The organism is Paucibacter aquatile, from assembly GCF_002885975.1.
Classification (GTDB): domain Bacteria; phylum Pseudomonadota; class Gammaproteobacteria; order Burkholderiales; family Burkholderiaceae_C; genus Paucibacter_A; species Paucibacter_A aquatilis.
Genome location: NZ_POSP01000003.1, coordinates 2,196,955 through 2,221,957, shown reverse-complemented (window position 1 = coordinate 2,221,957; position 25,003 = coordinate 2,196,955). Strand labels below are relative to the sequence as shown.

25 protein-coding genes, 1 pseudogene and 1 other annotated feature are annotated in these 25,003 nt (G+C 64.5%); of the genes and pseudogenes, 10 read left to right on the top strand and 16 right to left on the bottom strand.

Going from position 1 to position 25,003, the window contains the following annotated elements; translation table 11 throughout:
- Window positions 1-29: 29 nt before the first annotated feature.
- On the bottom strand, window positions 30-1,061 hold the full coding sequence (locus C1O66_RS12785; RefSeq protein WP_102768231.1) for a hypothetical protein: 1,032 nt from the start codon (window positions 1,059-1,061) through the stop codon (window positions 30-32).
- Window positions 1,062-1,284: 223 nt separating this feature from the next.
- Window positions 1,285-4,047 carry a hypothetical protein gene (locus C1O66_RS12780; RefSeq protein WP_102768230.1) on the bottom strand — a complete coding sequence of 921 codons (2,763 nt, stop codon included), beginning with the start codon at window positions 4,045-4,047 and terminating at the stop codon, window positions 1,285-1,287.
- A gap of 497 nt (window positions 4,048-4,544) precedes the next feature.
- Here C1O66_RS12780 and C1O66_RS12775 point away from each other — a divergent pair, with 497 nt between their 5' ends.
- The gene (locus tag C1O66_RS12775) at window positions 4,545-5,423 is read left to right on the top strand and encodes a peptidoglycan recognition protein family protein (protein ID WP_102768229.1); all 879 of its coding nucleotides are present in this window, start codon (window positions 4,545-4,547) and stop codon (window positions 5,421-5,423) included.
- Between the two features lie 28 nt (window positions 5,424-5,451).
- Here C1O66_RS12775 and C1O66_RS24775 read toward each other — a convergent pair.
- A pseudogene (locus C1O66_RS24775) lies at window positions 5,452-5,619 on the bottom strand (IS30 family transposase); the annotation flags it as partial.
- Between the two features lie 115 nt (window positions 5,620-5,734).
- On the opposite strand from C1O66_RS24775, the gene C1O66_RS12770 reads away from it, so the two are divergent.
- Window positions 5,735-6,954 (top strand): IS3 family transposase gene (locus C1O66_RS12770; protein WP_102767821.1). Its coding sequence is split into 2 segments (ribosomal slippage): window positions 5,735-6,023 and window positions 6,023-6,954, totalling 1,221 coding nucleotides; the frame shifts between segments, so codons are not numbered across the junction.
- Window positions 6,013-6,129, top strand: a sequence feature (AL1L pseudoknot). It overlaps the preceding gene by 117 nt.
- Window positions 6,955-7,240: 286 nt before the next feature.
- Here C1O66_RS12770 and C1O66_RS12765 read toward each other — a convergent pair.
- The 6 genes from C1O66_RS12765 to C1O66_RS12740 form a co-directional block, all read right to left on the bottom strand.
- Window positions 7,241-8,095 (bottom strand): AraC family transcriptional regulator, encoded by an 855-nt coding sequence (locus C1O66_RS12765; RefSeq protein ID WP_102769629.1) that lies wholly within the window; start codon window positions 8,093-8,095, stop codon window positions 7,241-7,243.
- An 81-nt stretch (window positions 8,096-8,176) separates the two neighbouring features.
- Window positions 8,177-8,647: a DoxX family protein gene (locus tag C1O66_RS12760; protein ID WP_243392787.1), complete on the bottom strand. Its 471-nt coding sequence runs from the start codon at window positions 8,645-8,647 to the stop codon at window positions 8,177-8,179.
- Window positions 8,648-8,741: 94 nt separating this feature from the next.
- Window positions 8,742-9,518, bottom strand: coding sequence for an HvfC/BufC N-terminal domain-containing protein (locus C1O66_RS12755; RefSeq protein WP_102768227.1), 777 nt, complete (start codon window positions 9,516-9,518; stop codon window positions 8,742-8,744).
- Window positions 9,519-9,667: 149 nt separating this feature from the next.
- Window positions 9,668-10,501: an MNIO family bufferin maturase gene (bufB, locus tag C1O66_RS12750; RefSeq protein ID WP_243392786.1), complete on the bottom strand. Its 834-nt coding sequence runs from the start codon at window positions 10,499-10,501 to the stop codon at window positions 9,668-9,670.
- Window positions 10,502-10,532: 31 nt separating this feature from the next.
- On the bottom strand, window positions 10,533-10,847 hold the full coding sequence (locus tag C1O66_RS12745; RefSeq protein ID WP_102768225.1) for a BufA1 family periplasmic bufferin-type metallophore: 315 nt from the start codon (window positions 10,845-10,847) through the stop codon (window positions 10,533-10,535).
- Window positions 10,848-10,921: 74 nt separating this feature from the next.
- Window positions 10,922-11,425 (bottom strand): YHS domain-containing (seleno)protein, encoded by a 504-nt coding sequence (locus tag C1O66_RS12740; protein WP_102768224.1) that lies wholly within the window; start codon window positions 11,423-11,425, stop codon window positions 10,922-10,924.
- A gap of 561 nt (window positions 11,426-11,986) precedes the next feature.
- Here C1O66_RS12740 and C1O66_RS12735 point away from each other — a divergent pair.
- The 3 genes from C1O66_RS12735 to C1O66_RS12725 are packed head-to-tail and all read left to right on the top strand — an operon-like array spanning window position 11,987 to window position 14,248.
- Window positions 11,987-12,361, top strand: coding sequence for a DsrE family protein (locus C1O66_RS12735; protein ID WP_102768223.1), 375 nt, complete (start codon window positions 11,987-11,989; stop codon window positions 12,359-12,361).
- A gap of 22 nt (window positions 12,362-12,383) precedes the next feature.
- Complete coding sequence (locus tag C1O66_RS12730) at window positions 12,384-13,316, top strand: pyridoxamine 5'-phosphate oxidase family protein (protein WP_102768222.1); 933 nt, start codon at window positions 12,384-12,386, stop codon at window positions 13,314-13,316.
- On the top strand, window positions 13,313-14,248 hold the full coding sequence (locus C1O66_RS12725) for a PDR/VanB family oxidoreductase (protein ID WP_102768221.1): 936 nt from the start codon (window positions 13,313-13,315) through the stop codon (window positions 14,246-14,248). The genes C1O66_RS12730 and C1O66_RS12725 overlap by 4 nt, the downstream gene beginning before the upstream one ends.
- Before the next feature lie 25 nt (window positions 14,249-14,273).
- Here C1O66_RS12725 and C1O66_RS12720 read toward each other — a convergent pair whose 3' ends face one another.
- Entirely contained in the window at window positions 14,274-15,293 is a 1,020-nt protein-coding gene (locus tag C1O66_RS12720) for a zinc-dependent alcohol dehydrogenase family protein (RefSeq protein ID WP_102768220.1), read from the bottom strand.
- A 140-nt stretch (window positions 15,294-15,433) separates the two neighbouring features.
- Between C1O66_RS12720 and C1O66_RS12715 the strand changes: the two genes are divergently transcribed.
- Window positions 15,434-16,102 carry a TetR/AcrR family transcriptional regulator gene (locus tag C1O66_RS12715; protein ID WP_165794593.1) on the top strand — a complete coding sequence of 223 codons (669 nt, stop codon included), beginning with the start codon at window positions 15,434-15,436 and terminating at the stop codon, window positions 16,100-16,102.
- 113 nt (window positions 16,103-16,215) lie between these two features.
- On the opposite strand, the gene C1O66_RS12710 is transcribed toward C1O66_RS12715, so the two are convergent.
- The 4 genes from C1O66_RS12710 to C1O66_RS12695 all read right to left on the bottom strand — a co-directional run bounded on the left by C1O66_RS12710 (window position 16,216) and on the right by C1O66_RS12695 (window position 19,523).
- A complete protein-coding gene (locus C1O66_RS12710; RefSeq protein WP_102768218.1) occupies window positions 16,216-16,701 on the bottom strand; it encodes a nuclear transport factor 2 family protein in 486 nt (161 codons plus the stop codon).
- Window positions 16,702-16,799: 98 nt separating this feature from the next.
- A complete protein-coding gene (locus tag C1O66_RS12705) occupies window positions 16,800-17,411 on the bottom strand; it encodes a glutathione S-transferase family protein (RefSeq protein WP_102768217.1) in 612 nt (203 codons plus the stop codon).
- A gap of 8 nt (window positions 17,412-17,419) precedes the next feature.
- Window positions 17,420-18,043 (bottom strand): glutathione S-transferase family protein, encoded by a 624-nt coding sequence (locus tag C1O66_RS12700; RefSeq protein ID WP_102768216.1) that lies wholly within the window; start codon window positions 18,041-18,043, stop codon window positions 17,420-17,422.
- Between the two features lie 37 nt (window positions 18,044-18,080).
- Window positions 18,081-19,523: a dihydrolipoyl dehydrogenase gene (locus C1O66_RS12695; RefSeq protein WP_102768215.1), complete on the bottom strand. Its 1,443-nt coding sequence runs from the start codon at window positions 19,521-19,523 to the stop codon at window positions 18,081-18,083.
- Between the two features lie 316 nt (window positions 19,524-19,839).
- Here C1O66_RS12695 and C1O66_RS12690 point away from each other — a divergent pair, with 316 nt between their 5' ends.
- Window positions 19,840-20,499, top strand: coding sequence for a pyridoxamine 5'-phosphate oxidase family protein (locus C1O66_RS12690; protein WP_102768214.1), 660 nt, complete (start codon window positions 19,840-19,842; stop codon window positions 20,497-20,499).
- 22 nt (window positions 20,500-20,521) lie between these two features.
- Here the strand turns inward: C1O66_RS12690 and C1O66_RS12685 are convergent, their stop codons facing one another.
- Entirely contained in the window at window positions 20,522-21,421 is a 900-nt protein-coding gene (locus tag C1O66_RS12685; RefSeq protein WP_102768213.1) for a LysR family transcriptional regulator, read from the bottom strand.
- Window positions 21,422-21,566: 145 nt separating this feature from the next.
- On the opposite strand from C1O66_RS12685, the gene C1O66_RS12680 reads away from it, so the two are divergent.
- Window positions 21,567-22,121, top strand: a complete 555-nt coding sequence (locus C1O66_RS12680; protein ID WP_102768212.1) for a carboxymuconolactone decarboxylase family protein — start codon at window positions 21,567-21,569, stop codon at window positions 22,119-22,121.
- 61 nt (window positions 22,122-22,182) lie between these two features.
- Here C1O66_RS12680 and C1O66_RS12675 read toward each other — a convergent pair whose 3' ends face one another.
- Window positions 22,183-23,085: an HD-GYP domain-containing protein gene (locus C1O66_RS12675; RefSeq protein ID WP_102768211.1), complete on the bottom strand. Its 903-nt coding sequence runs from the start codon at window positions 23,083-23,085 to the stop codon at window positions 22,183-22,185.
- A gap of 196 nt (window positions 23,086-23,281) precedes the next feature.
- Between C1O66_RS12675 and C1O66_RS12670 the strand changes: the two genes are divergently transcribed.
- Together C1O66_RS12670 and truD are read left to right on the top strand one after the other, a co-directional pair.
- Window positions 23,282-23,770 carry a GreA/GreB family elongation factor gene (locus tag C1O66_RS12670; protein WP_102768210.1) on the top strand — a complete coding sequence of 163 codons (489 nt, stop codon included), beginning with the start codon at window positions 23,282-23,284 and terminating at the stop codon, window positions 23,768-23,770.
- A 178-nt stretch (window positions 23,771-23,948) separates the two neighbouring features.
- Entirely contained in the window at window positions 23,949-24,971 is a 1,023-nt protein-coding gene (truD, locus tag C1O66_RS12660; protein WP_102768208.1) for a tRNA pseudouridine(13) synthase TruD, read from the top strand.
- Window positions 24,972-25,003 lie beyond the last annotated feature (32 nt).

Below are 25,003 nucleotides of genomic sequence, written 5' to 3'. Positions count from 1 at the left end.
GACTCGCATGCGATTTCATCAGCCACCACTCAGATGGTGAACTTGAGGTCGATGATCGCGCCTTCCCCTATCACCTCGGGTCCCCACTCGTCTTCGATGTGCCCCGTCCCGTCCTCGCGTGCCGCACGCACCTTTACGGTGACCTTGTCGCCCGTTTTCATGGCATAGCCGCCCCAGGCGGGAAATCGTCCACGGTCGCGCAAGAAGTAGCGCAGCTTGGCGCGCGTCGAATTGTCGAGGCTGGCGACGACAGGCACGCCCGTTCCAGAGTCCACGCCAATGCAGACCGTGACTGGCCCCTTGATCAACTCCGAGCGAACGATGCGAACGGAGATCCAACCTTTGCCCGTAGGCGGCTTCGGCGTGGTGTTTTCAGGTGTGCGCAACTGGCGGAACCCGAGCGACACCATTAGGTGGTTAACTGCAGCGCTGCCACCCGCGAGCACCATTGCTGTCAGGATCTTTCCGCTCCAGTCGAGCGCGGGGACCTGCGGCGAGATCAGCTTCGCCAGCCCTGTCACGACGTCGAGCTTGAACTGAAAAACCAGGAACAGCGACGCAGCCAACGAGACGACAGGCCGCACAGCGCGGGCATTGAGGGTCTCGACGAAGGGTCGCCAGTTGAAAAGTATGGCCAGCGCCGACTCGAGGACGGTCGCCACGGCGAGCAGGAGAAACAGGGCCTTGAAGGCCTCGGGATAGACCTCGTCGCTGAAGCCAGTCGTGTTGTTACGTCCCTTCGGAACAACCTCGATAGTCAACTTCCTTTCGCCGCTGCCGGTCGCACAGGTCAGCTTTTCGCTAACTGCGGTCGCAGCTTCGGCGGCTTTGTAGAAGACATGGACCGGCTCTTCCTTGGAGGGATCGCCCGTCATCCGCAACGTTCCGTACTTGGGCCCTTCCTTAATTGTGGCTTTCGCCCCAGTGCAAATTTCCTTCTCCTCGCCCGCGGACGTGGAGATCGTGGTGTCTGCTGCACTTCGGTCGTCGGCACCTGCCGCAGTGAGCGGCAGGGCTAGAACGAAAACCCACAGTGCAAAGGACATTCGCATCATGTTCATAGCTCTACTCCCTCAGGGCCGGAAGCGACGTTGCAATCGCCGGGTTGGCCGGTGCTCGGCAGAACCCCCGCAAAGGGGTCAATCTGTGGCTGGCACACACACTCCCTGAGCAGGCTCCGCGACAGCGTGTAGTTCCAAGCCTCGTCCATCTGTCGGGGCTCTTTCTTTTCCTGGCCCAGGGCACTAGCTCCGCTCAAGGCAGCGCTGGCCCGGGACGTTCAGGTCATGCGACCAGCAGCGGGATGGGCGCCTCAGCACCTAGCTTCTCTGCCACCATCAGGAATCCAGGCGGCAGGATGTCCGTTAGTTCCGCCATGGCCAGTACGAAAGTACCGAAGGGCCAGCTCAAGTCTTCGCCAAATCCACTCAAAGTCTGGCTGGCCACGGCAACCGCTTCCAGTGCGTCACGAATGTCGCGCAACGGTCGTTCGACGCGGTCTCGCACGGCAGTTGGCAGTTCCGATGGCGGCCCGTCGAGGATGGCCTGCCGGAGCCCAGAAGCGGCTCCATGAAGGGTGGCCGCTGCACGAAGCACGCCGGCGAAGCGATGGAATACGGTGAACTGCAGGTTTGTATCCGTGATCCCGGCAGAGTTCTTGACGCCGGGGTAGTGCAAGCGGGTCGCGTAGGAGATGTCAGGTTCTCTGGGATTCACGTGTCGCAACTCGAATTCACCGAGGTAGGCGACCATGCGTCCGACGTCTGTGTCGCCTTTGAAGACCTCGTCAGCCTTCTCTCGCAGCGCCTGGGACGGCGATGTGTGGTTGAACCCCTTCTTGCCCGCGTAAACCTGGTCCAGGCACTGAAGGCCTCGACGCAGGAAGGCTCGCAGAACAAAATCGCGCGGCCGATCCTCGAACTTCTTCCAGTCGGCTGGATTCAGCTTGACCGGCACCGCGATGGTGAGGTCGCGCCAGAACGCCTCTTTCTTCTCCTGCGCGTTTGGCGCCCCGAGCAGCAGGCCGATGTCGCGCGGCGGGCGGATGCCCACAAGCGCCGCATAGCTGTCGACCAGGTCTTGCACGCCGTCCTGGTCGATCTTCTTGCCACGCGCCGTAAACGCGCCGTCCAGCTTCACCTCCAGGCGCTTGATGCCGTCTGCCGCGTTCAGGTTGGCGCTCACGGCCAAAGCTGCCGTGCGCTCAAGCCAGGGGTTCAACGTGCGCGAGTCAACGCTGGCGATCGCCTTGGCCGCAATCAGTCGTCCCCACAGGTCGGCCTTGAACTCCATGTCCAGCAGGCTCACCCGCTTGTCGGTGAAGTCGGATCCGAACACCGAGAGCACAGCCGATTGGTTCTCGACCTCCTTGGCCGTGCTGGTCAGCCAGCCAGAATCGAGTTCGAACGAATGCCCCGCCTGCGCGGCGTCGACAAGGTCTCCGAGCAGCGCAATGCGTCCGCTGCACAGCGAGTGATACAGGTTCTGCGCGGCGACCTGGTCTCCCATGCCGCTGAACCACCCAGCAACTGCAATGCCGCGGGACTTGCTGCGCTGGATCTGCTCGGCCAATGTGAGCCCGAGCTTGGCCTTCTTCGCGTCAGACAGGGCAGCCAGCAGTCGCTTTCTGGCCTTGCCATAGGCAGTCAGCGCACTGACGACGGACTCTGGCACCGCCCCGTTGAGCCGCTTCAGCTCCTTGTCGATCTTGTCGCCCAGCGCGCCAAGTGGCTTGAGGATGAGATCCAGCGCGTCGCCAGTCTTGCCAGTGATGGCTGCCGTCACCTTGTCGACTTCAGCCTTCCATTGCGCCGTCGCTTCGGTCAGCGCAGATTTCGCAGCATCCTTCAAGGTCGTCTTGAGGCCGGCAGTGAGCTGCGTGTCGCCGAGCAAGCGATCCAGCCAACTGCTGACCAATGCATCCGCGTCTGCGGCGTTGCCAGCGATGACATCGAGCGAGCCGTCTAGCGCATCGGTCAGCGGCTTGGTGAGCTTTTCAACCCAGTCGGCCTTGGCGGCCGCAGCATCAGCCTGGCCTAGTGCGATGAGTGCCAGCTTGTTGACGTCAGCATCGGAAAGCTTCGCGTTGACGATGTCCACGATCTTCTTGCCAAGCGCGGTGCCCGGCTTCGTCAGGACATCCAGCGCCGCCGGGTTGATCTCAGGCCAGGCCGCGCGAAGTGCACGTTCCGCACTTGCAGCCAATGCGCTTAGGTCCAGCGAAGCAGCCAGCGTCAGCGTGAAAGCGTCGGACCGCGCGTCGAGCACTTCCAGCTCGACCTTTAAGCCCCAGGTCTCATGTCGACGCTCCGGCCGTACGTGGAAGCTGACCTCAGCCGATTTTGCGAACTTCACGCTGGCATCCACGCTGATGCTCAGCCCGATCTCTGCCCGGTCCCCGTTGAGACCGTAGGTCCAGCCGCTCCACCCCTGCTTCGCGCCAACGCTCAGCTGCGCTTGGAGCTTACCGTTGAGATCCAGCCGCAATCCCCAGAAGTCCGGTTCGGGCGCGAGCGACATCAGTCCGGCGTAGTCATTGGGCAGCAGCCAATACCGTCGCGATCCCGCCAATGCGTCGATGAGCAGCTTGGTCGTATCGTCGCCGAAGTACCAGTGCAGCTTCGCGTCAGCGGCTGCAGAGAATGCAGCAGTAGCCTGTCCCCAGGTGCTAATGGCCTGGTTTCCCTTCATGCCCGCGCTCAGCGCCAGGTCGGCTCCGACGGAGAGTGCGATGCGCTCCTTGCCCGGCTCAATCTTCAGCTTGTCCAATAGCGCCTCGTCGATCACGTCAACCGTGATGGCGGCTGTTCCTCCTGCCGTAGCACTCCAGTCCCAGCCGAACTGTGAGGTCTTCGAAGTGGCGGTTTTGTCCAGGAGCGGTAACGAGACTTCCGGCTCCGGCTCCTGCGGCAATTGGCCCAGCGGCGTCAGCAGCAGTTGCCACTGCTGCTTGACACCCAAGGCCTTCAATGCCGCAGGCAAGTCCGTCGTTGCGGTCCACGCCTTGAGCTTCTTCACCAAGTCTTCGTCGAGCTGTAGTCCGGACATGGAACTCACCAGTGTTGAGGGCGCCGAAGGGTAGCCAGAGGAGCTCTCTGAGCCATCATCAAGTTAGTGGAGAACAGACGCGCACTGGGTGGCTGGCAAGGCTGTCCGTGCTGTTCCTTTACGGATCGCATGCTCGTGGGTGAGCTTGTCGATGACAACCTGCTTGAACGCGGCCTCAGCGCGCGACACGCGGGGCGTCGCACAGCTGCTTGGCATTGAGCGTATCGAGGTCGTCGGGAATCACGAGTGGTGATGATGGCCATCAAGCGCGGGCCTGGGCAGAACCCTCAAGGCCTGAACGTCGAACGCGTCGCTGGGAGCCAGACGCCAGCAATTGCAGCAACACCTCAGCCCCGCATCCTTCGACTTGAGGAAAAACCACGTGGGACATGTACGCATTTGCCGGTGCTGCGAGGGAACTGACCATCGGATGCATCCGCCAACGCTAGTGGATGGCTGCGCATACCGCGCACACCTAGCGCCCAAGGGAGACCGTCATGCCGTTGAGCAGCGCTCTGAAGAAGGGGTCGCAAGACCCGTACGTGAAGACCATCCAGCAGCACTTACTGGCTCTGGGATACGTCCTCCCCCGCTTCGGCGCCGACGGTGCCCTCGGTGACGAGACGCTCCGAGCGTATGGCGAGTTCCTAGTACTCGAGAAGATGCAGGCTCCGACTGATGAACAGCCAAAGAGCATCTCCGTTGCGGGAGCCGCGGCCGTGGAGCGCGCCTTCGCCGCGCTTGCAGCGGTCGCTCCAGTTGGCAAGTTTTTCGACGAGCGCAACAAGCATCCGCATGACGGGCGCTCGAAGTCGCAGCCCAACATGAAGTGGAAAGATGTGAAGGCAATCGTCCTCCATCAGACCGCGTCGCAGTTGGGCGAAAAGCCGGAGCGGTGGCACAGCGTGCCAATTCACTTTGGCATTTCGCGTCTTGGAAAAACCATCCAGCTCTACGACCTCACCGAGGTCTGCAACCACGCTGGCGCTTTCAACCGTTGGACCATCGGCATCGAGATTGACGGTTGGTTCTCCGGCATCGACGGTCAACCCAATACGCTCTGGCAGCCCAAGCCACCCGCTCCGAAACGAACGCCGATGACCCTGCCCGCAGCGCAAATGGATGCCGCAAGAGCCTGCGTCAAACTCATCATCGACACGGTTGCTGCCAACGGCGGCAAGATTACGCACATCCACCCGCACCGCCAGTCGAGCAAGGACCGTCAGTCCGACCCTGGCTCGTTGATATGGCAACAGGTCGGTATCTGGGCCCAAGACGAATTTGGGCTGTCAGACGGTGGGAAGACATACAGCATCGATACCGGCCGCCCGATTCCCCAAGCGTGGGACCCCAGGTACACCGGCAACAAATACTGACCAGCGCTCGGGGCGCCTTGCGGATGGCCTGGACGGTTGGGCGAATCCTGCCGGTCTCAGCAATGATCCGGTGAATTGAGGAGTGACCCCAGTCGAAAAGCTTCTCAATCTCGTGCAGCATCCAACCTGCTCTCCAACGCTCCCAGATCAGCGCCTTCTGGCTATCCGAGTAGTTGATCCGCGGTCGCTGTGTCAATGACTTGACGTTTCGGGGCTGCATCGTGTCGCCGGCGACTGGTCGGCTTGGCGTCTGACATGGTGTCTGAATCGCCCCGGGTTTTGAGGAGGCTCCAACTCTGGAGAATGGAGCCATGAAGAAGTCCCCGAAGTTTTCGCCCGAGGTGCGTGAGCGTGCCGTGCGCATGGTGCTGGAGCACCGAGCAGAACATCCGTCGCAGTGGGCGGCCATCGAATCCATCGCCGACAAGATCGGCTGCGTGCCGCAGACCTTGCACACCTGGGTCAAGCAGCACGAGGTCGATGCCGGCCAGCGAGACGGTGTCTCGACTGCGGAGGCTCAGCGCATCAAGGAACTGGAACGAGAGGTGCGCGAGCTGCGCAAGGCCAACGAGATTCTGAAGCTGGCCAGCGCGTTTTTCGCCCAGGCGGAGCTCGACCGCCGCATCAAGTCCTGAAGGCGTTCATCGACCAGCACCGCCAGCAGCTTGGGGTCGAGCCGATCTGCCGCGTCCTGCAGATTGCCCCATCGGCTTACTGGCGCCACGTCGCTTGTCAGCGCAGCCCGGCCTTGCGCTCTTTGCGAGCCCAGCGCGATGTGCAACTGCTACCGCAGGTGCAGCGCGTCTGGCAGGCCAACCATCAGGTCTACGGCGCCGAGAAGGTCTGGCGCCAGCTCAACCGCGAAGGCGTCGCCGTGGCGCGCTGCACCGTCGAGCGGCTGATGCGCCAGCTCGGGCTGCAGGGTGTGCGCCGAGGCAAGGCCGTGCGCACCACCATTCCCGATCCCAAGGCGCCATGCCCGTTGGACCGCGTCAATCGGCAGTTCCGGGCCGAGCGGCCGAACCAGCTGTGGGTCTCGGACTTCACCTATGTCTCAACCTGGCAGGGCTGGGTGTATGTAGCGTTCGTCATCGACGTGTTCAGCCGGCGCATCGTGGGTTGGCGTCAGAGCAGTTCGATGCACACCGAGTTCGTACTCGACGCATTGGAGCAGGCGCTGTACGACCGCAAGCCGTCCGATGGCCTGGTGCATCACTCCGACCGTGGGTCGCAATACGTGTCTATCCGCTACAGCGAGCGGTTGGCCGAGGCCGGAATCGAGCCCTCAGTGGGTTCCAAGGGCGACAGCTACGACAACGCACTGGCCGAGACCATCAACGGGCTGTACAAGGCCGAGGTCATTCACCGGCGCGGGCCTTGGAAGACCAAGCAGGCGGTGGAACTGGCAACACTGGAATGGGTCGCCTGGTTCAACCATCACCGGCTGATGGGGCCGCTGGGCCATGTGCCGCCTGCTGAGTTCGAAGCCAATTACCATCGTCACCGCGCTGGTCAGGCCGCGACCGCCTGACTTAAACCAACAGGCCTCCTCGGAACCCGGGGCGATTCAGTCAGCAACCGATCTATTGGCCGGCATTGATCCCACAATGCAAAAAACGTCCGACGAACTTTCTTTTTATCCGACGGACTTTGTTTGTTGGCGTCATTGTTTTCTTGGAAAGAAGCAAAGCCTGTCACTGCTGAAGCAAGTCAGTCGGGGCTGAAGAAGAGGCCGAAAGGCCTCTTCTTCGTTTTGGGCTGGTGATTGATTGAGTGAGTGAATGAATGAGTGTGTGTGCGAGCCTGCGAAAAAGGCATCAGGTGCTGTGGAGCGCAGCGCGTGCACCTGCTCGCTTGCTTGCCAACCATTCGGTGGGCGCCAGACCCGTCTTGAGGACGAAAGCCCGGGTCAGCGCAGAGGCACTGCCGTAGCCCACCTCGTCTGCGATGTTCTTGACCTGGCGGCCCTTGCCGAGGAGGCTCTGTGCCAGGCCAATGCGCCAGCTCGCGAGGTAGTCGCCCGGTGATTGCCCGATGATCTGAGTGAACTGCGCTGCAAAGCGTGCGCGCGACATGCCAGCCACGATGGCCAGCTGCTCCAGCGTCCAGGGTCTTGCCGCGTCGGTGTGAATGGCGTGCAAGGCCCGGGCCAGGCGAGGATCGGCCAAGCCGCCGAGTACGCCGGCTTTCAAGTGCCCTTGCTTCAGCACCTCCCTCAGCAGATGGATGAGCACCAGCTCGCTCAAGCGGTCGACGGCGGCCGCTCGCCCCTGGCGTTCGGCGAAGGCTTCGTCAAACAGCAGCTGCAGGCTCATTTGCAAGCCAGGGTGGTCCTCCAAGGGCACGGCCAACATGGCGGGCAGCTCTGCCATCAGCTGCTGACCCAGCGCCGCACCGCAGACCACCGATGCGCAGATCAGATCGGGCCCGTCGACCTCGGGCGCGCGCAGACGGTGCGGCGTGGCGCGCGGAAAGAAGAGGGCTGCCGGAGCACTCACGGTTTGTACCGAGCCGTCGGGCAGCAGGACATCGAGCTGCCCCTTTCGCATCACATGCAAATGGCCCACACCCTGTCCGTCATCGAAGTTCGCGACGCCGCAGAGTTGCCCTGAGAAGAACACACGCGTTCTCAGCTCGAAGCGTGTCAACAAGGTATCGATTTCGTCTGACATGGAGGCCTGCATCTGTGCCGGGGAGATGCCGCATCATCGACGGCATGAGCCATCGGCACCAAGCGCATCCATCGCAAGAGCTCATTGCATGGGGCGGAACAATCGCTTGGACAGCATGGCGTCGACGGACAGTGCTCCGGCACCCCGGGCCAGGATCAAGGCCTGCAGGCACAACCAGCTGAGGTGCGTGGGCCACGCGTCCGGGTAGACCAGAAACTGGATCACCAGGGTCATGACGAGCAGACCCATGGATGCATAGCGTGTGGCCAGACCCAGGATCAACAGGATCGGCAGCGCATGTTCGGCCAGCGCGGCCAGCAAAGCAGCCTGCCCAGGTTCCACCCAAGGCAGCTGGTACTCCTCCGCGAACAAGGCCACGGCCGAGTCACTCAGGGTGAACCATCCGTCGACCTTGGTTCGCCCGGAGCGCCAGAAGATGCCCGCGAGCGCCAGGCGAGCTGCCAGCAGGAGGACGGTGTCAGAGAAGAGGCGTCCGGCCCCGTGAATCAGGGCTTGGTGCGCATGCGAGAGCGTGGGAAGGCGGGCGTTCACGATGGGTTCCTTGTGGGGGGATGCTCGGTGACATGAAAGTTGCGGGTGGGGGCGGCGAGGCGCAGCCGCTTGATTCCGTCAGGGTCAGGGGTGCCTAGGGCATCAGCAGGGCGCCCTTGTCCAGCAAGGGGCTCAGCGCCGCCTGCAGATCGAAGGGACGGTCTGGCGATGCCTTGCTGCTGGCATGGGCCGCGGCTTCGGCAAGGCATTGCCCGGAGGCCAGCGCTTCCAGCAGATGCAAGCTCGCCAGCGGAACCTCGTGCACCCAGACATGGTCCTCAGGCCGGGTCACCAGCACGCCGGTGAGCTCCTGGGGCTTGATTTCGATCTCGGTGCGCCCGGCGCGTGCCTCGCGCCAGAGCTCGACCAGTGCATATCCAGGCGCAGGCTTCCAATGGGTCGACGGTGCCACCTTCAGTTGCAGGCCTGGCAAGGCATCGGCTGGAAGCGTGGCCAAGCGAGTCGCGGTCAGCGGGAGGTGGTCGCCTGCTGCATGGGCGCGCATGCACATCCAGTCGACCCAGGCCAGATCGCTGGTGTAACGGGCCAGTTGAGCGTGCTCCAGCGCGGCCAAGAACTCGGGGAAGCCATCGCCGTACAGAAACAAGCGGCCTTCTTGAGGCGGGTGGGCACGCGCGAATGCGGTCGCCGCCGGCCAGAACCAGGGGCCGCCCAACCATTGGGCGACGCTGAGGAAGTTGGCTTCCAGGGCCTCGATGGCCGCGCGCAAACCGGTGTTGGCATACACCGCGGTGGCCGCTGGCGCCGGGGCCAGCCCGGCTTCGACGTCGGTTCCGGCCAGCAAATGCCAGCCGTCGATGCTGGTCAAGAACTGGGTGTAAAAGCTCGAAGGGCTAGGGAAGCTCTGCATAAATCGGGGCGACACCGTGGAGTGCGGATCGGGATGGGCTGCAAGGCGCAGCTGGAAGCCAATAGCCGTAGCTATTGGCGAGAGGTGCAAGGCGGCAGACCGCCCGAGGCCGCGCTGGCAGGGGCCGGCCTGATGGATGCAGAGCTTCCCTAGTCATGGGCGAAGCTCCAGGCTGGAGTGGCGGCCTGCACCCGCTCGCGCTCTTGCCAGAGCACCGAGAACTCAGGCACGTCTGCGTCCCACTCCAGCAGCGTGGGGCGCGGACCGATGCGTTGGCACAAGGCGGCGTACAGAGCCAGCACCTCCTCAGAAACGGGGCGATCGTGGGCATCGATCAGCAACCGGGGGCCGAGTTCGGGATCCTCGCTGTGCCCCGCGAGGTGGATCTCGCTGATGGCCTCGATGTCAATCTCCGCCAGCCAGTCGCTGGCGTGCTGCTGGATGTTGACGGCGCTGACGTGGAGGTTGTTGACATCGACCAGCAAGCTGCAGGCCGTGCGTCGCACCACCTCGTTCAGGAACTGCGCTTCGCTGAACTCGTGGCCCTCCAGGCTCAGGTAGTGACTGGGGTTCTCCAGCGCCAGGCGCATGCCTGTCAGCTGCTGCACCTGGTCGACATGGGCGACGACCCGTTCCAGCAAGGCGCGGGTGCGCGGTGCCGGCAGCAAATCAGGCACATAGCGTGTTCCGAGGCGAGACCAGGCCAGGTGCTCAGACAGCCGGACCGGTTTGATCCGGTCGATCAGATGTCGAAGGCGGCGCAGGTGCTGCAGATCCAAGGGCTCCGGCCCGGCCAGTGAAAGCGAAACACCGTGGAGCGCCACCGGGTGGCGCTCGGCCAGCGCTGCCAGCATGCGCGGGCGCGGCCCGCCGTCGGCCATGTAGTTCTCGGGGTGGACCTCGAACCACAGGCCTTGGGCTTGCGCCTGCATGGCTTGCTGAAAATGCTGAGGCTTGAAGCTCAGCCCGATACTTGGCTGCACGATGGCGCTCTCTCTTGCGGCGAAACAGGGGCTAGATCGGGGTGACCCGCGTGATTCGCGTGATCGCCGTGATCGGCGTGAGCGATCCCTGGCCTTTCGGGGTCTTGGTGGTGACGCAGGTACCGACGGGCACCTTCTTCCAGGCATTGCCTTGATAGTCCACCTTGGAGGTCCCGGCGCAACTGGTGCCAGGGCCAGCGGCGCAGTCGTTCTGCCCGGCCAGTGAGATGCCGTAACACTTTTCCATGGCAGGCTTGCTGCTTGGCTTGTTCTCTGCGGCCTGGGCTGCGCCCTGCACAGCCGCAGCCAAAGCCAGGGCTGTGATCACATGTCGTCGAGTGCTCATGATGTGTAGGGAGTCGGTTGGGGAGAGGGAAGGAAGGACGCGCCGGGCTCAAGTCAGCGCGCCCCGCTTCAGGATCAAGCCAGGGACTTGGGGGTCTTGGCCTTGATCGAGGGCCAGTTCGCATCGGCCTTCTTGTTGTTGCCCGGGACGTCTTCCAGCCACTTCTTTTGAACGTCCTTGTTGACGTTCAAGTGCAGCTTGCCGTCCACCAGCTTCCAGGCTGCCGGGTCGCCGTCCAGCTTCTTCTCCAGGGCCACACCCATGGCGCAGAAGCCGCCGTAGGCCGGTTCGTACTTGTCCGGGTTGGCATTGAAGGCATCGCGGTTGGCGGCGCTGGCGAACAGATAGGTCACGCCCTTGTGTTTGGCGGAGAACTCAGCCTTGCCCGCCGTCGGCGCGCCCACGGTGTGATAGGCCACGGGGTCATGGCCACGCAGGCCAACACCCTTGCTGTCGATATTCACGACAGCGGCAGAGTTCTCGTCATAGGCGAAGGCCGCAGACGGGGCGAGGCCGGCCGTCAGTGCGGCAGCGGCGGCGATGGAAATCAGGGAAACACGGAAATAGCTCTTGGACATGATGTGCCTTTCTTGGGCGGATCGGTTGGTGGTTTTGAATGACTCGGCTCAGGCCAACCCCTGAGTACAAGCTGAAGTGCTGAAGTTGCTCGGCGTGCAACGATGAAAGTCGCCGCGACTTCGGGTGTCACAGCAGCTGGGGCAGGGCTTCTTGCGTTTGCATGTCCTGGCCCGACTGCATGGACTGAACTTTAGGAATCGAAGCGCTTGCTGAGGTGACTGCGCGTCTCGTTCGCTGTCCCATTCGTCTCGGGCGGCCGAAAAGGCGTTCACTGCGCCTTGCGCGGCGCAGGAGGTGAACGGGTTTCGCCTGGGGCCAGGCCGCACATCCGTGGCCATCGCCGTGATCTCCCATCCCATCTCATCTCATTCCACCTATCCGAGGCTGCCGAAGCAAGCCCAGCAGGCCTGCAGCAGGGCGGCCATTCTTCCGCGCGCCGTAACAGCCCATTGCCGTGCAAGTGATTTCTGAAGTGAGGCTCGATCCCTAGAGTTCAGTCCCAGGCCTGCAGCACACCGCAGGACCTGAATCACTCTGAATCCAACCCACCAAGGAACCCCATGAAAGCAGCCATCATCATCTTGTCCGACCCGAAGAACGGCGGCGAAGACGCGCTCGGTCGCATGTTCAACGGCCTGGCCGCCGCCTATGACTTCAAGCAGCGCGGCACGGACGTGTCCATCTACTTCCAAGGCGCAGGCACCCGCTGGCCCGGTGTGATCAGCCAGGCCGACCATCCCGTGCATGCCCTGTTCAAGGCGGTGGAAACCGAGATCGCTGGCGTGTCCTGCGGTTGTGCCGATGTGTTCGGCTCGCGTGAAGAGGCGGTGAAGAGCGGCTTTGACCTGATCACCGACAACAGCGTGCCCGGCACCTCCGGCCTGCCCAGCCTGGGCAAGCTGGTGGCCGACGGCTTCACCGTCTTCACGTTCTAAAGCAAGACAAAGGGAGACGACCATGGCCTATGCATTCCATGAAGGCGAGCGTGCCGTGCAAGCACGCGCCGGAGAGTCTGCGATCGCAGTGCGCAATGCCGGTGTGATCACCGACACAGTGATCGCCGGCGCCCGCCCCTTCATCGAAAAGCAAGTCATGGTCGCCACCGCGACCCGTACGGATCGCGGCCAGGTCTGGGCTTCGCTGCTCTTCGGGCCACCTGGCTTTCTGCGCAGCCCCGAAGGGCGCCGCATCGAGATCGCGTCGGCGCGCGCGCAGCGCCAGGCCGACGACCCCTTCTGGCAGGAGCTGGACCTCGGCTCGCAGGCCGGCCTCTTGTTCATTGAGCTCTCGACCCGGCGCCGCTACCGCGTGAACGGCCATGTCGAGCATGTCGATGGGCAGCACGTACGTGTGGCCATCGATGAGGCCTACCCCAATTGCCCCAAGTACATCCAGCGACGCCATCCGCAAGGCGTCGTTGATGAAGCATCTCCTGCGCAGCCCGCGAGCGTGCAACGCGGCCAGGCCCTCGATGAAGCCAGTGCTGCACTGCTCGATGCGGCAGACACGCTCTTCATCGCCAGCGGCGCACCGGGCGGCTCGCTCGATGCCTCGCACCGTGGCGGCCCCGCTGGCTTCATTGAGCGCCTCAGCGCACGTCGCTTGCGCGTGCCCGACTATGCCGGCAACAGCATGTTCAACACCCTGGGCAATCTCGCTCTGGATCCGGCCTGCGGACTGGTGATTCCGGACTTCGCCAATGGCCGCCTCCTGCATCTGACGGGCCGCGCCGAGCTGCTCTGGGATCAGGCAGATCCGAAGGGCCTCACCGGGGGCACCGGTCGCTTTTGGGAGTTCGAGATCGAGGCCTGGTTGCTGCGCGAGCACGCCATGGCTCTGAGCTGGGAATTCCTGGACGCTTCGCCTTTCAACCCCAAGGTCACTGCATGAAACTGATCGTCCACCAATTGCAGCGTCACGGCACGGACGTGCTTGAAATCCGCCTGCGTCATCCGCAGGGTCAGGTCTTGCCTCCGTGGTCCGCTGGCGCACATCTTCGGCTGCAACTGCCGATTTCCGACGGCCAGTGGCTGGAGCGTCATTACTCCCTCATCGGCACGGAGGGCGCCGCCGAGGAGTACCGCATTGCGGTGCTGCTCGACCCGGCCTCGCGCGGCGGCTCGCGCTGGATCCATGAACAACTGGCGGCAGGGCAAGCCCTCGATGTGGACGGCCCTTTCGACAGCTTTCCCTTGCAAGCCGAGCAGGGCCGGACCGTGCTGGTGGCCGGCGGCATTGGCATCACGCCCATGCATGCCATGGCCCACGCCTTGAATGCAGCCGGCCAGCCCTTTGAGCTGCACTATCTGGCGCGCAGCGAGGACCGGCTGGTGCTGCTCGACGAGCTGCGGGCGCTGTCCCACGCGCAACTTCATCTGCATGTGGGTGCGAACCCGCCGGCGTTGGAGGCGCTGCTGGGTACTTTCAGCGCCGGCGCCAGCCTGCACGCCTGCGGTCCGGTGCCTCTGCTGAATGCGCTGCGTGAACGCGCTGCAGAGTTGGGCTGGCCGGGCGCTGCCTTGCACTTCGAGAGCTTTGGCGTCCGATCGCAGCCAGGCGACCGGCCGATTCGCGTGCATCTGGCGCAAAGCGGCATCGCAGTCGAGGTTCAGCCGGGCACCAGCATCCTCGATGCCTTGATTGCCGCCGACGCCTTCGTGGCCTACGACTGCAAGCGCGGTGAGTGCGGGCAATGCCACAGCCGCGTGCTGGAGGGCAGCCCGCTGCACCGTGACGTCTGCCTGAGCCCCGCGCAACGCGCCGAGGGCCTGTGCACCTGCGTGGGCTGGGCCAGCAGTGAAAGCCTGACCCTGGATCTTTGACCCGATCGCAGGGGCAGACAGGCCATCAGAGGCAGATCACCAGCTTGCCGAAATGCTGCCCGGAGGCCAGGTGCGTGTAGGCCGCAGGGCTGTCCTCGAAGTCAAACACGCGATCAATCACGGGGCGGATGCGGTGCTGCGCCATGAACTGGTTCAGGCGCCGGAGCTGGGCCACCGAGCCCACGCAGATGCCGTCGATGCGGGCGTTCTTGAACTGCAGCGACTGGATGTCGGGGCGCGCATTGAAGCCGCTCAGCACGCCGATCTGTGCGATGCGCCCACCCGAGGCCACGGCACGGATGGAGCGGTCATAGGTGTCCGGGCCGCCAAGCTCGAGGATGTGGTCCGCGCCCAGCCCCTCGGTCAAGCTCAGAACTTGCTGGTCCCAGTCCGGCGTTTCGCCGTAGTGGATGGTGGCCCAGGCGCCCAGTTGACGGGCACGTTCCAGCTTGGCATGCGAGGAAGAGGTGACGATCACCCGAGCCCCCACGGCTGCAGCCAGTTGCAGCCCGAACAGCGCCACACCACCGGTGCCTTGCACCAGCACCGTCTCGCCGGCTTGGACCTGGCCGCGCTCAAACATGGCGTGCCAGGCGGTCAAGCCAGCACAGGGCAGGGTGGCGGCTTCTTCATCGCTGAGGTGCGCAGCGGGTGCCACCAGCGACTGAGCCGACACCAGCAGCTTCTGGCTCAAGACCCCGTCGGTGTTGCCGCCGCCCAGGGCTTGTTGCAGATGGGAAGGGTCGAAGCGGCCATCCACCCAGGCCGGGAAGAAGTTGGGGCTGGCGCGATCGCCCACCTGCCATCCCCGCACGCCGTCGCCCACGGCCAGCACCGTCCCGACGGCATCAGACAGAGGCACAAGGCCATCGCGCGCCGCCCCGCTGGCAGCGCCTTGCAAAGTGAGCAGGTCGCGGTAGTTCAGGCTCGCCGCGCTCACCTGCAGAAGCACCTGGCCGGCAGCGGGCTCGTGAGGGGCTGCGCCGGTATGCGCCTGCAGCTGCGCTTTGGCGTCCTTGATGCGAATCTGGAATTGCTGATTCATGATTTCCTTGTTGTGTAGTGATCGATACAGAAATGGTACTTTCAAAAGCGGGTCGAGGTGTTCCGCGTGGCGAAAGACTGAATTTCTCGCGCCTGGAATCTCCGCGCATTCATTTGTGTAGGGATCAATACAATTCATCCATGCCTAAGCCGAGATCAGCCACCACCTCTACCCATGACTCAGAGGGCAGCCGCCTGCCTGGGCGCCCGCGCGGCTTTGATCGTGCCTCGGCCCTGGACTTGGCGCTGGATCTGTTCTGGCGGCATGGCTACGAGGGCGTGTCCACGGCCACGCTGGCGAGCGCGATGGGCATCGCGCCGCCCAGCCTGTATGCAGCCTTTGGCAACAAAGAATCGCTCTATCGAGAATGCCTGGATCTCTATGCGCAACGCCACGGCGCATTTCTCGGTGACGCCTTGTTGTCCGATCTGCCGGCGCGTGCTTGCATGGAGCAGGCCTTGCGGGCGGCCTGCCGCCAGTACACCGACCCCAGTCATGCGGCGGGTTGCATGGTGTCGGCCGCCGGCCTGCAGGGGGCGCCCGCCCATGCAGCCCAGCATGCACAGACCGAAGCCATGCGCTTGCAGGCCAGGCAGGCCATCGAGCAAAGGCTCAAGCGCGCTCGCACCGAGGGTGAGTTGGCCGCAGGCACCGACTGCGCGGCCCTGGCCGGCTACTTTGCGCTGGTGATCCAGGGCTTGGCGATCCAGGCGCGCGATGGCGCCAGCACCAGCAGCTTGCTGCGCATGGTGGACGTGGCCATGGCGGCCTGGCCGGCAGAGGCGAGCACAGGGGTTCGTGGCGGCTAGGGCGAGCCGCTCGCTGTCTTGCGTGCGCCCGAGTTGCGGCCGCCTAAGAAAAAAAGGGCGCCCCAGCTGGGGCGCCCTGTGGCGAGAGCTCGTCTGAAATCAGGCCCGGGTGTTCACAGGCCCAGATCACTCAGCGAGGGATGATCATCCGGGCGGCGGCCTTGGGGCCAGTGGAACTTGCGCTCTTCGGGCTTGATGGGCAGGTCATTGATGCTGGCATGGCGCACCGCCATATAGCCCAAGGCGTCGAATTCCCAGTTCTCGTTGCCGTAGGCGCGGTACCACTGGCCCGAGTCGTCGCGCCATTCGTAGGCGAAGCGCACGGCGATGCGGTTCTCGCTGACGGCCCACAGTTCCTTGATCAGGCGGTACTCCTGCTCCTTGGCCCATTTGCGTTCCAGAAAGGCCTGGATGGCCTCACGACCCTGGAAGATCTCTGCCCGGTTGCGCCATCGGCTGTTGGCCGTGTAGGCCTGGGTCACGCGCTTGGCATCGCGCGTGTTCCATGCGTCTTCTGCCGCGCGGACCTTTTGAATCGCCGTCTCACGGCTGAACGGAGGCAATGGGGGGCGCGGGGCGTCGGGGGATGTTGTGCTCATGGTGTTCGCAAAGCTGGGGTGGAGAAATCCGGCGGCGGCGCTTGCGGCGCCAGCCACAAGCAAGTCCCGCCGGGTGAGATCGGGGCTAAGGGTGTTGTTCATTCTTTGGGGCTGGGGCGCCACAGGCCCGGCATGTCCACATGGCCGGGCAGGGCCTGCATGCGAGACAGCCAAGCCACCAGATGGCGGTGAGGTGAGAGATCTAAGCCGCCCTCGGGTGCGAGTGCGATATAGGGGTAGACGGCCAGGTCGGCGATGCTGGGCTGATCGCCCTGCACCAGCCAGGGCTGATCGCGCAACTGCGCATCCAGCAGCTTGAGCAAGGCCTGGCTGCGCTGCGTGGTGGCCTCCAGATCGATGGGGCGGCCGAACTTGCGGTGCATGCGCAGCAGGGCCGGCCCATGCGCCACCTCATTGGCGGCCGTGGACAGCCAGGCCTGAATGGCCGCCAAGCGGGCCGGGTCCGCCGGCCACCAGGCCGGGCCGCCGTAGCGAGCCGCGAGATAGACCAGGATGGCCTGGCTGTCACGTACCACCACCTCGCCGTCCACCAGCACCGGCACTTGGCCGAAGGGGTTCATGGCGAGGAACTCGGGCTGCTTGTGCGCGCCGCCGCTGGGTACTTCTGCCTCATGGGGCAGCCCCAACAGGGACAGCATGAGGCGCACCTTGTGTGCATTGCCGGACAGTGGGAAGTGATACAGCTTCATGAGCTTCCTCAGTTGCTAGGGACGGGGTGGAGGGCTCGCTGAACCGCGGGCCGACTTGCGATGCGTTGGAGCCAGTCCTGTACCGCAGGGTAGTGATCAAGTTGAACGCCGGCATAGTCGGCCACGCGCAGCCAGCCGAAGTGGGCAATATCGGCCACCGAAAAGCTCTCGCCGGCCAGCCAGCGGGCTTCTTGCAGCCGTGTCTCCAGCACGGCCGTCAGGCGGCGCGATTCCGCCTGATAACGGTCAATGCCCACGGTGATGCGCTCGGGCTGGCGCATGAACCATCCTGCTTGCCCGAACATGGGGCCGACGCCGCCGACCTGGAAGAACAAATACTCCAGCGCCCGAATGCGCTCCCTTGGATCGGAAGGCATCAAGCCGCCAAACTTGTCGGCCAGGTAGAGCAGGATGGCGCCGGACTCGAACACCGACACCGGCTCGCCGCCCGGCCCATCGGGGTCGACGATGACGGGGATGCGGCCATTGGGATTGAGCGCCAGAAAGTCCGGGCGCTTTTGCTCTTCACGGCCCAGATTGACGGGCACGAGGCGATAGGGAACGCCCAACTCTTCGAGTGCGATGGGGATCTTCACGCCATTGGGCGTGGGGGCGTAGTAGACGGCTATCATGGTTGACGGTGTTTTGGAGGTGATCAATGGGTGGCACTCAAGCGCCCGGTCCGCAGTCCAGGCAACGTTCCACGGGCGGTGGGCCCATGCGCAAGTCGCGCTGCAACAAGCGCAGCGCGGTGCGCAGGCCTTCTTCGATGACCGGGTGGTAGAAGGGGCTGTCCAGCATCTGCTGCACGGTGTCACCGCGCTGCACCGACCAGGCGAGCAGATGGGCGAGATGCTCGGCGCGTGGCCCTAGCATCTCTGCGCCCAGCAAGCGCCCGCTGCCCACTTCGGCGTAGATATGCAGCGCGCCGCGGTTGACGCCCATCACGCGGCTGCGGCCCTGGTCGGCAAAGGACACCTGGCCGGCGAGAAACGGCGTGCCCGCCGCCTGCAATTCGGCGTGGCTGCGCCCGGCGATGGCCATTTGCGGATCGCTGAACACGATGGCCAAGGGCGCACGGCGTGGCCGCACGCGCACATCGGGCCAGCGGCCGGCGTTGTCGCCCGCAATGCGGCCTTCGTCGGCGGCCTCATGCAGCAGCTCCCGCTCACCATTGGCATCGCCAGCGATGAAGACCGGGCTGTTGCCGACCTGCCCGGTGTGGGGGTCGAAGGGCAAGCGCCCATCGGCTTGCAGGGGCAGGCCGCTGTGCTCCAGCCCCAGGCCTGCCAGTAGCGGATGGCGCCCTGCGGCCGCCAGGGCGAAGTCAAAGCGCTCCACACGCCCGTCCAGTTCCAGCAGGACCTCATCGCCCTCGCGCCGCAGATGGGGGGTGGCTTGGTTCAGGGACAGCGCCAGTTCGCTGCTGAACAACTCGCGTGCCAAGGCCTGCAGCGCCGGGTCGGTCAGCGGGCCCACGCGCTGGCTGCGGCCGAGCACGCGCACCCGAACACCCAGGCGATGCAAGGCCTGGGCCAGCTCCAGCGCAATCACGCCAGTGCCCAGCACCAGCACCGCTTGGGGCAGGGTCCGCCAATCGAACAGTTCATCGTTGCGGATCAGCCGGTCACCCAGTGCTGCTGACCAGGCCGGCTCGATATGAGGCTCGGAGCCGGTGGCGATGACGATGCGCGCTGCATGCACCCGATGCAGTTCGCCGTCATGGCCTTTCACTTCTAGCGTCTGGGGTGCGGTGAAGCGCGCCCAGCCCTGCAGGCGGTGTTCCGGTGCCCAGGCCTGTACGGCTTCGGTGACAAAGCCCACAAAGCGATCGCGCTCGCTGCGCACCCGGGCCATCACGGCGGCGCCATCGATACGAGCAGGCCTGTCGATGTACACGCCAAAGCGCCCGGCTTCGGCCACGGCGTGGGCCGCCTCGGCGGCTGCGATCAGCAGCTTGCTGGGCATGCAGCCCACACGGGCGCAGGTGGTGCCGTAGGGGCCGCCTTCGATGGCGAGCACTCGGGGGCTATGTGCCAGGGCCGCACGGTAGGCGGACATGCCGGCCGTACCGCTGCCGATGATGGCGACGTCAACATGGTGCTCACGCATGCAGCATTCCTTCGGAGGGCGAGGGTGTCAGCCAAGCGCCAGCCGCTCGGCAAGGCCTCCACTGTGCGCAGTTGTCGCCCTCAGGAGAAGCCCCATTGCAGCGAAGTCACTGCTACGCAGAGCGGAACAATGGCTGGCTTGAGGCTGCCGCCGTGCAATCCGTGCGCCAAAGACTTGCCGGCATTGTTCCGGTGACGGAAACACTGTCGTCAGCTCCGCGTGGATTCACAGACCGGCCGAGTTCGCGCACAGTGGCAGGCCTCACCATGCCAGCCGCCAGGGCTGTCTCACCCCTACTGCTGCTGAAGGACCCCTCATGAGCCGAGCCTATTCCGACCTCGCATTCACGCCGACCGTGCGGGCCATGCAAACCCGCATGGGCAGCCGCTCCGCCTACGAAGCCCTGGATCACACCGAGGATCGCCGCGACGCACTCACTGAGCGTGAGGCTGAGTTCATCCATGCCCGCGACGGCTTCTATCAAGCCACGGTGGGAGAAACCGGCTGGCCCTATGTGCAGTTCCGCGGTGGGCCTGCTGGCTTTCTCCAGGTGCTGGACGCCAAGACCCTGGGCTATGCCGACTTCCGCGGCAATGTGCAGTACATCAGCGTCGGCAATCTGCAGGGCAATGACCGCGTTTCCATCATCCTGATGGACTACGCCCATCAACGCCGGCTGAAGATCCTGGGGCGCGTGAGGCTGGTGACGGCCGCTGAAGACCCGGCCCTGCTGGCCCGGCTGGCCCTGCCGCAGTATGAGGCGCGTGTGGAGCGCGCCATGCTGATCACCGTCGAAGCCTACGACTGGAACTGCCCCAAGCACATCACACCCCGTTTCACCGAGGCCGAGGTGAATGCAGCGGTGGAGCCGCTGCGCGCCGAGCTGCTGCAAGCCCGCGAGGAATTGAAGCGCTTGCGCGAGGCGGCCTCTGCATCAGGCGCCGAACCGGCGCGCGGAGCCGAGCCTCTGGCTTGAACCCTCAGCGGCGGGGCCGTTTTCAGTCCAGCGCCTTGCTGGCGCGCAGACGCTCGATCGCCAGATCCAGGAAAGCGCGCGCCTTCTGAGAGGCATGGCGGCCCTCGCGGTGCACCAGATGCACGGGCAGAGGCGCCGTTTCAAACTCGCTCAGCACAATCTGCAGCCGCCCCGCTTGCACATGCTCGGCCACCTGGTAAGACATCAGCCGGGTGAGACCAAAGCCGGCCACGGCAGCCGCCACGGCAGAGTCATTGGTGGTGGTGCTCATGCGCGGCTGCAGCTTGACGAGCTTGGGCGCGCCGTTTTCCACCAAGCGCCACTCTGGCGTGGGGGTGACGCCGCTGGCCGACACGATGGTGTGTGCTGTCAAGTCGTCCGGGGTTTGCGGGGCACCATGGCGCTTCAGATAGCTGGGCGCCGCACAGATCACGCGGCGGACCCGTCCCACCCGGATCGCTTGCAAAGAAGAGTCGGGCAGCTCCCCGATGCGAACCCCGATGTCCACGCCCTCGTCGACCATATTCACCACCCGGTCGAGGAACCAGCAGGACGCTGTCACCTCCGGGTAACGCTGCAAATACTCGGTCACGATGGGGGTGACGAACAGCGCCCCAAACAGCACCGGTGCGGTCAGCGTCAGGCGGCCGCGTGGCGCGGCGTGCAAGCCGCTCACCGATTCATCCGCCTCGGCCAACTCCGCCAGGATGCGGCGGCAGTCCTCCACATAACGAGCCCCCGCCTCGGTCACACGCACCACGCGGGTCGTCCGTGTCAGCAGGCGCACGCCCAAATGAGCTTCCAGCTCGCTGATGGCGCGGGTCACAGCGGGCGGCGAGATGTTGAGCTTGCGCGCAGCGCCCGCGAACCCGTTCGCATCGACCACCGCGACGAAGACATTGATCAGGTGCAATCGGTCCACTGTTTCTCCTCGCGCAATGGTGTCTTGAATTTCTGGGTGATTCTAAATGTCGAGCGATTCAAGGACAGTTCACCCATTCGCTGAAACCACAGCGAATCGATCCCCAACCCTGTCACCCCAAGCCACTCAGAACCGGAGTTAGACCATGTCCCGTCTCAGCATTCCCCGCCTTGAAACCTCGCTCGACGCCGCCAAACCACTGCTGGCCGCCGTGCAGCAGCAACTGGGTGTGGTGCCCAATCTGATGAAGCTCCTGGGACACAGCCCTGCCGCATTGGAAGGGTATCTGTCCTTGAACTCGGCCCTGGCCAAAGGCAAGCTGAGCGTGCAACTGCGCGAACGCATTGCCCTCGCGATCGCCGAATTCAATGCCTGCGACTACTGCCTGTCCGCGCACAGCTACCTCGGCACCCACGTCGCCAAGATCAGTGCTGCAGAAATCAGTGCCGCCCGCGATGGGCACTCGGAGGATGCACGCAGCGCTGCGGCTCTGCGCTTTGCCCTCCAAGTGGCCGAGCAACGGGGCCGCGTCACGGACGCTGACCTGGCCGCCTTGCGCGCCGCTGATTTCGATGAGGCCAGCGTGCTGGAGATCGTGCTCCATGTGGCCTTGAACGTCTTGACCAACTATGTCAACAACGTCGCGGCCACGGACATCGACTTCCCTGTGGTCCAAGCCAAGTCAGAGCAAGGGCGCTGAGGCGAGCCGATTGTGGCGACGGACGGCTGGCTGGCCGCCGAGCCCGCAAGCCGTGCCTGAGTCACTCCGGGCCGGCAATCGCGTCCGCCCAGTCGAGCACCAAGGCCTCGATCTGGGCGCGGTCCAGACCCGGCTCCAACTCCTGCGCGCTTGCACGCTCCCCGGTGGGAACGGCCCGCAAGTCTTGGTCGGCGTGGGTCCACACAAAGCGCGCTGAGCAGGCCGGGCAGCCCAGGTGATCACCGGCACGCACCGCGCGTGTGCGGACCAGCGTCGGCCCGCATGCCGGGCAATGTTGCAGAGGGATGCCCTCGTCACTGTGGCCGACGATGGCGTCGAAGGCAGCGTCGCGCCCCATGCGAACAAACAGGGCTCCGAGGGACGGGTCGAACTGTCTGCCGAGTTCGGACTCGATGATGTTGAGTGCCTTGAAGATGGGCATGCCTGCACGGTAGGGCCGCGTGCTCGTCATGGCGTCGAACGCGTCGCAGATGCCGACCAGGCGGGCATCCAGAGGTATCTCGGCGCCCACCAAACCCATGGGGTAGCCCAGACCATTGGGCATTTCATGATGGTGGTGGACCACGCCGACGACCAATTCCGCCAAGGGGTGGCCGGACAAGATGCGCGCCCCGACCCGAGGATGCGTCTTGATCGTTTCGAACTCCGCTTCAGTGAGCCTGCCCGGCTTGCGCAAGATGGCGTCAGGAATTCCAACCTTGCCCAGATCGTGCAGAAAGCCGGCCATGGCGATGCGGCTGGCTTCGCGCGGTGCGCAGCCGGACTCGAGGGCCAGGGCATGCGCCATGCGTGCCACCCGCCAGAGGTGCCCGCCTGTGTAGGGGTCTCGCGCTTCGACCACCCAGGCTGAAACCAAGAGGCTGGCCAGCAGCGCCTGCCGTTGAGCCGCCAACTCCTGGCGGAGGCCACCCAGTTCATCCTGTTTCGCTTCCGAACGGGTCATTGCGTACTCCTCCCGGTGGTGAGCCGGGCATGCTGGCATGGTATCTCCAAGGCTTCGCGAACGGAGGAGTCCTTCGAGCCCGAGTTCAACGATGGCGACGGGCAAGGCGAGCTCTTGTTCGCCGGTGAGCCCGGTATGGCGCCCGTCATAATCGTGAGCCCGTTACCCTTCGTGTTTGAGTCGCCTCTCCTACTTCATGGACAAAACTCTGCTGCAGCAGCAGGTGCTGGATCGGCTGACCGAAGACCTGCTGCAAGTGGAGCAGGCGGCGCGGGCAGCGCATGAGACGGCGACTCACGAAGAGAACATCGCCGAGAACAAGTACGACACCCTGGGTCTGGAGGCCGCCTATCTGGCCACCGGCCAAGCTCGACGCGCCGAAGCCATCCGTCAGGCGATGCTCAGCTGGCGCCGGTTCCGCCCGCAGCCCTACGACGCCGGCAAAGGTGTCCAACTCGGCGCCTTGGTCTGCCTGGTCGATGTCGAGGACGCGCGGCAGCAACGGCTGCTCTTTCTCGGCCCGGCAGGCGGCAGCATGACCTTGCTTTGTGGCGAGCAAAGGGTTCAGGTCATCAGCAGCGACGCGCCCCTGTGCAAGGCGGTGCTGGGCAAGTTCGAAGGCGATGAGGTCTCTCTCCAGATCGCTGCGCTTCGCCAGCACTTTGAGCTGCTGTGGGTGCAATGAACCGCAAGCCGGCTCAGGCCGAGCTCTGCAACCGCAGCGCCCCTCCCTCGTTCGGTTCAGATCGGGAGCCCCTCGCCCAAGGCCGGCAGGCCGTGAAAGAGGACAATCGCGCCCTCGACAGCCCCTGGTCGGATGGACATCCTGCCTCCATCGCCAGTTGGCGCCGTCAGGCCGCCCCATGACCGACGTCTCATCCCCCTACACGACCCTGCCGCTGTGGCCCAAGGCCTATGCGGCCAGCGGTGCCAGCGCCACGCTGAAGCTCCTCAACGAGGACTTCACCGTGACCGAACTGCCGCTGCAGCTGCCCTCGGGGGCGGGCGAGCACATCTGGCTGGACGTCGAGAAGAATGGGGCCAACACCGCCTTCGTCGCGCAGCAGCTGGCCGCGGCCGCAGGTGTGCAGGAATGGGATGTGGGCTATGCCGGGCTCAAGGACCGCTACGCCATCACCCGCCAGTGGTTCAGCATCTATCTGCCCAAGGGTGAGACCCCTGACCTGACCCAGCTCCAGCACCCCGAGTTCAAGGTGCTGAGCCAGAGCCGCCATGTGAAGAAACTGCGCCCCGGTGATCTTCAGGGCAACCGCTTCCGCATCGTGCTGCGAGATATGGTGGGCGATCGTGCCGCCATCGAAGCCAATCTGCAGGCTGTGGCCTCTCAGGGTGTGCCCAATTACTTCGGCGCGCAGCGCTTCGGCCATGAGGGCGGCAATGTCGAGCAGGGGCGGGCCATGCTGGCGCGCGAGATCCGCGTGCGCAATCCGAAGAAGAAAGGCATCTACCTGTCGGCGGTGCGCTCTTTTGTCTTCAATGAAGTGCTGGCCCTGCGCATCCAGCAAGGGATTTGGGGTCAGACCTTGCCTGGCGATGTGTTGGACGCCGCGGGCCGGCCGACCGGGCCGCTCTGGGGCCGGGGCCGCGTGAGCAGCAGCGAACAAGCACAGGCACTGGAGAACGGCGTGGCCGCCCGTCATGCCGCGCTGTGCGAGGGCATGGAGCATGCGGGTTTGGATCAAGAGCGCCGCGCCCTGGTGGCGAGCCCGGGTGAGCTGTCATGGGATTGGCCGCAGGCCGATCAGCTGGTGCTCAGCTTCAGCTTGCCCGCTGGAAACTATGCCACCTCGGTGCTGAACGAGATCCTCCACACCACGGAGCCCGAACGGCACACCGAGGGCGAGCCGTCTGCGGCGGTTGAGTGAGCGTCGTGCCGCCGCAGCCATGGCCGGCATGG

Excerpts from the sequence above, each read along its gene's own strand:
- C1O66_RS12785 (WP_102768231.1), bottom strand. The coding sequence starts at position 1,061 with ATGAACATGATGCGAATGTCCTTTGCACTGTGGGTTTTCGTTCTAGCC.
- C1O66_RS12780 (WP_102768230.1), bottom strand. The coding sequence starts at position 4,047 with ATGTCCGGACTACAGCTCGACGAAGACTTGGTGAAGAAGCTCAAGGCG.
- C1O66_RS12775 (WP_102768229.1), top strand. The coding sequence starts at position 4,545 with ATGCCGTTGAGCAGCGCTCTGAAGAAGGGGTCGCAAGACCCGTACGTG.
- C1O66_RS12765 (WP_102769629.1), bottom strand. The coding sequence starts at position 8,095 with ATGTCAGACGAAATCGATACCTTGTTGACACGCTTCGAGCTGAGAACG.
- C1O66_RS12755 (WP_102768227.1), bottom strand. The coding sequence starts at position 9,518 with ATGCAGAGCTTCCCTAGCCCTTCGAGCTTTTACACCCAGTTCTTGACC.
- C1O66_RS12745 (WP_102768225.1), bottom strand. The coding sequence starts at position 10,847 with ATGAGCACTCGACGACATGTGATCACAGCCCTGGCTTTGGCTGCGGCT.
- C1O66_RS12740 (WP_102768224.1), bottom strand. The coding sequence starts at position 11,425 with ATGTCCAAGAGCTATTTCCGTGTTTCCCTGATTTCCATCGCCGCCGCT.
- C1O66_RS12735 (WP_102768223.1), top strand. The coding sequence starts at position 11,987 with ATGAAAGCAGCCATCATCATCTTGTCCGACCCGAAGAACGGCGGCGAA.
- C1O66_RS12730 (WP_102768222.1), top strand. The coding sequence starts at position 12,384 with ATGGCCTATGCATTCCATGAAGGCGAGCGTGCCGTGCAAGCACGCGCC.
- C1O66_RS12725 (WP_102768221.1), top strand. The coding sequence starts at position 13,313 with ATGAAACTGATCGTCCACCAATTGCAGCGTCACGGCACGGACGTGCTT.
- C1O66_RS12720 (WP_102768220.1), bottom strand. The coding sequence starts at position 15,293 with ATGAATCAGCAATTCCAGATTCGCATCAAGGACGCCAAAGCGCAGCTG.
- C1O66_RS12715 (WP_165794593.1), top strand. The coding sequence starts at position 15,434 with ATGCCTAAGCCGAGATCAGCCACCACCTCTACCCATGACTCAGAGGGC.
- C1O66_RS12710 (WP_102768218.1), bottom strand. The coding sequence starts at position 16,701 with ATGAGCACAACATCCCCCGACGCCCCGCGCCCCCCATTGCCTCCGTTC.
- C1O66_RS12705 (WP_102768217.1), bottom strand. The coding sequence starts at position 17,411 with ATGAAGCTGTATCACTTCCCACTGTCCGGCAATGCACACAAGGTGCGC.
- C1O66_RS12700 (WP_102768216.1), bottom strand. The coding sequence starts at position 18,043 with ATGATAGCCGTCTACTACGCCCCCACGCCCAATGGCGTGAAGATCCCC.
- C1O66_RS12695 (WP_102768215.1), bottom strand. The coding sequence starts at position 19,523 with ATGCGTGAGCACCATGTTGACGTCGCCATCATCGGCAGCGGTACGGCC.
- C1O66_RS12690 (WP_102768214.1), top strand. The coding sequence starts at position 19,840 with ATGAGCCGAGCCTATTCCGACCTCGCATTCACGCCGACCGTGCGGGCC.
- C1O66_RS12680 (WP_102768212.1), top strand. The coding sequence starts at position 21,567 with ATGTCCCGTCTCAGCATTCCCCGCCTTGAAACCTCGCTCGACGCCGCC.
- C1O66_RS12675 (WP_102768211.1), bottom strand. The coding sequence starts at position 23,085 with ATGACCCGTTCGGAAGCGAAACAGGATGAACTGGGTGGCCTCCGCCAG.
- C1O66_RS12670 (WP_102768210.1), top strand. The coding sequence starts at position 23,282 with ATGGACAAAACTCTGCTGCAGCAGCAGGTGCTGGATCGGCTGACCGAA.
- truD (WP_102768208.1), top strand. The coding sequence starts at position 23,949 with ATGACCGACGTCTCATCCCCCTACACGACCCTGCCGCTGTGGCCCAAG.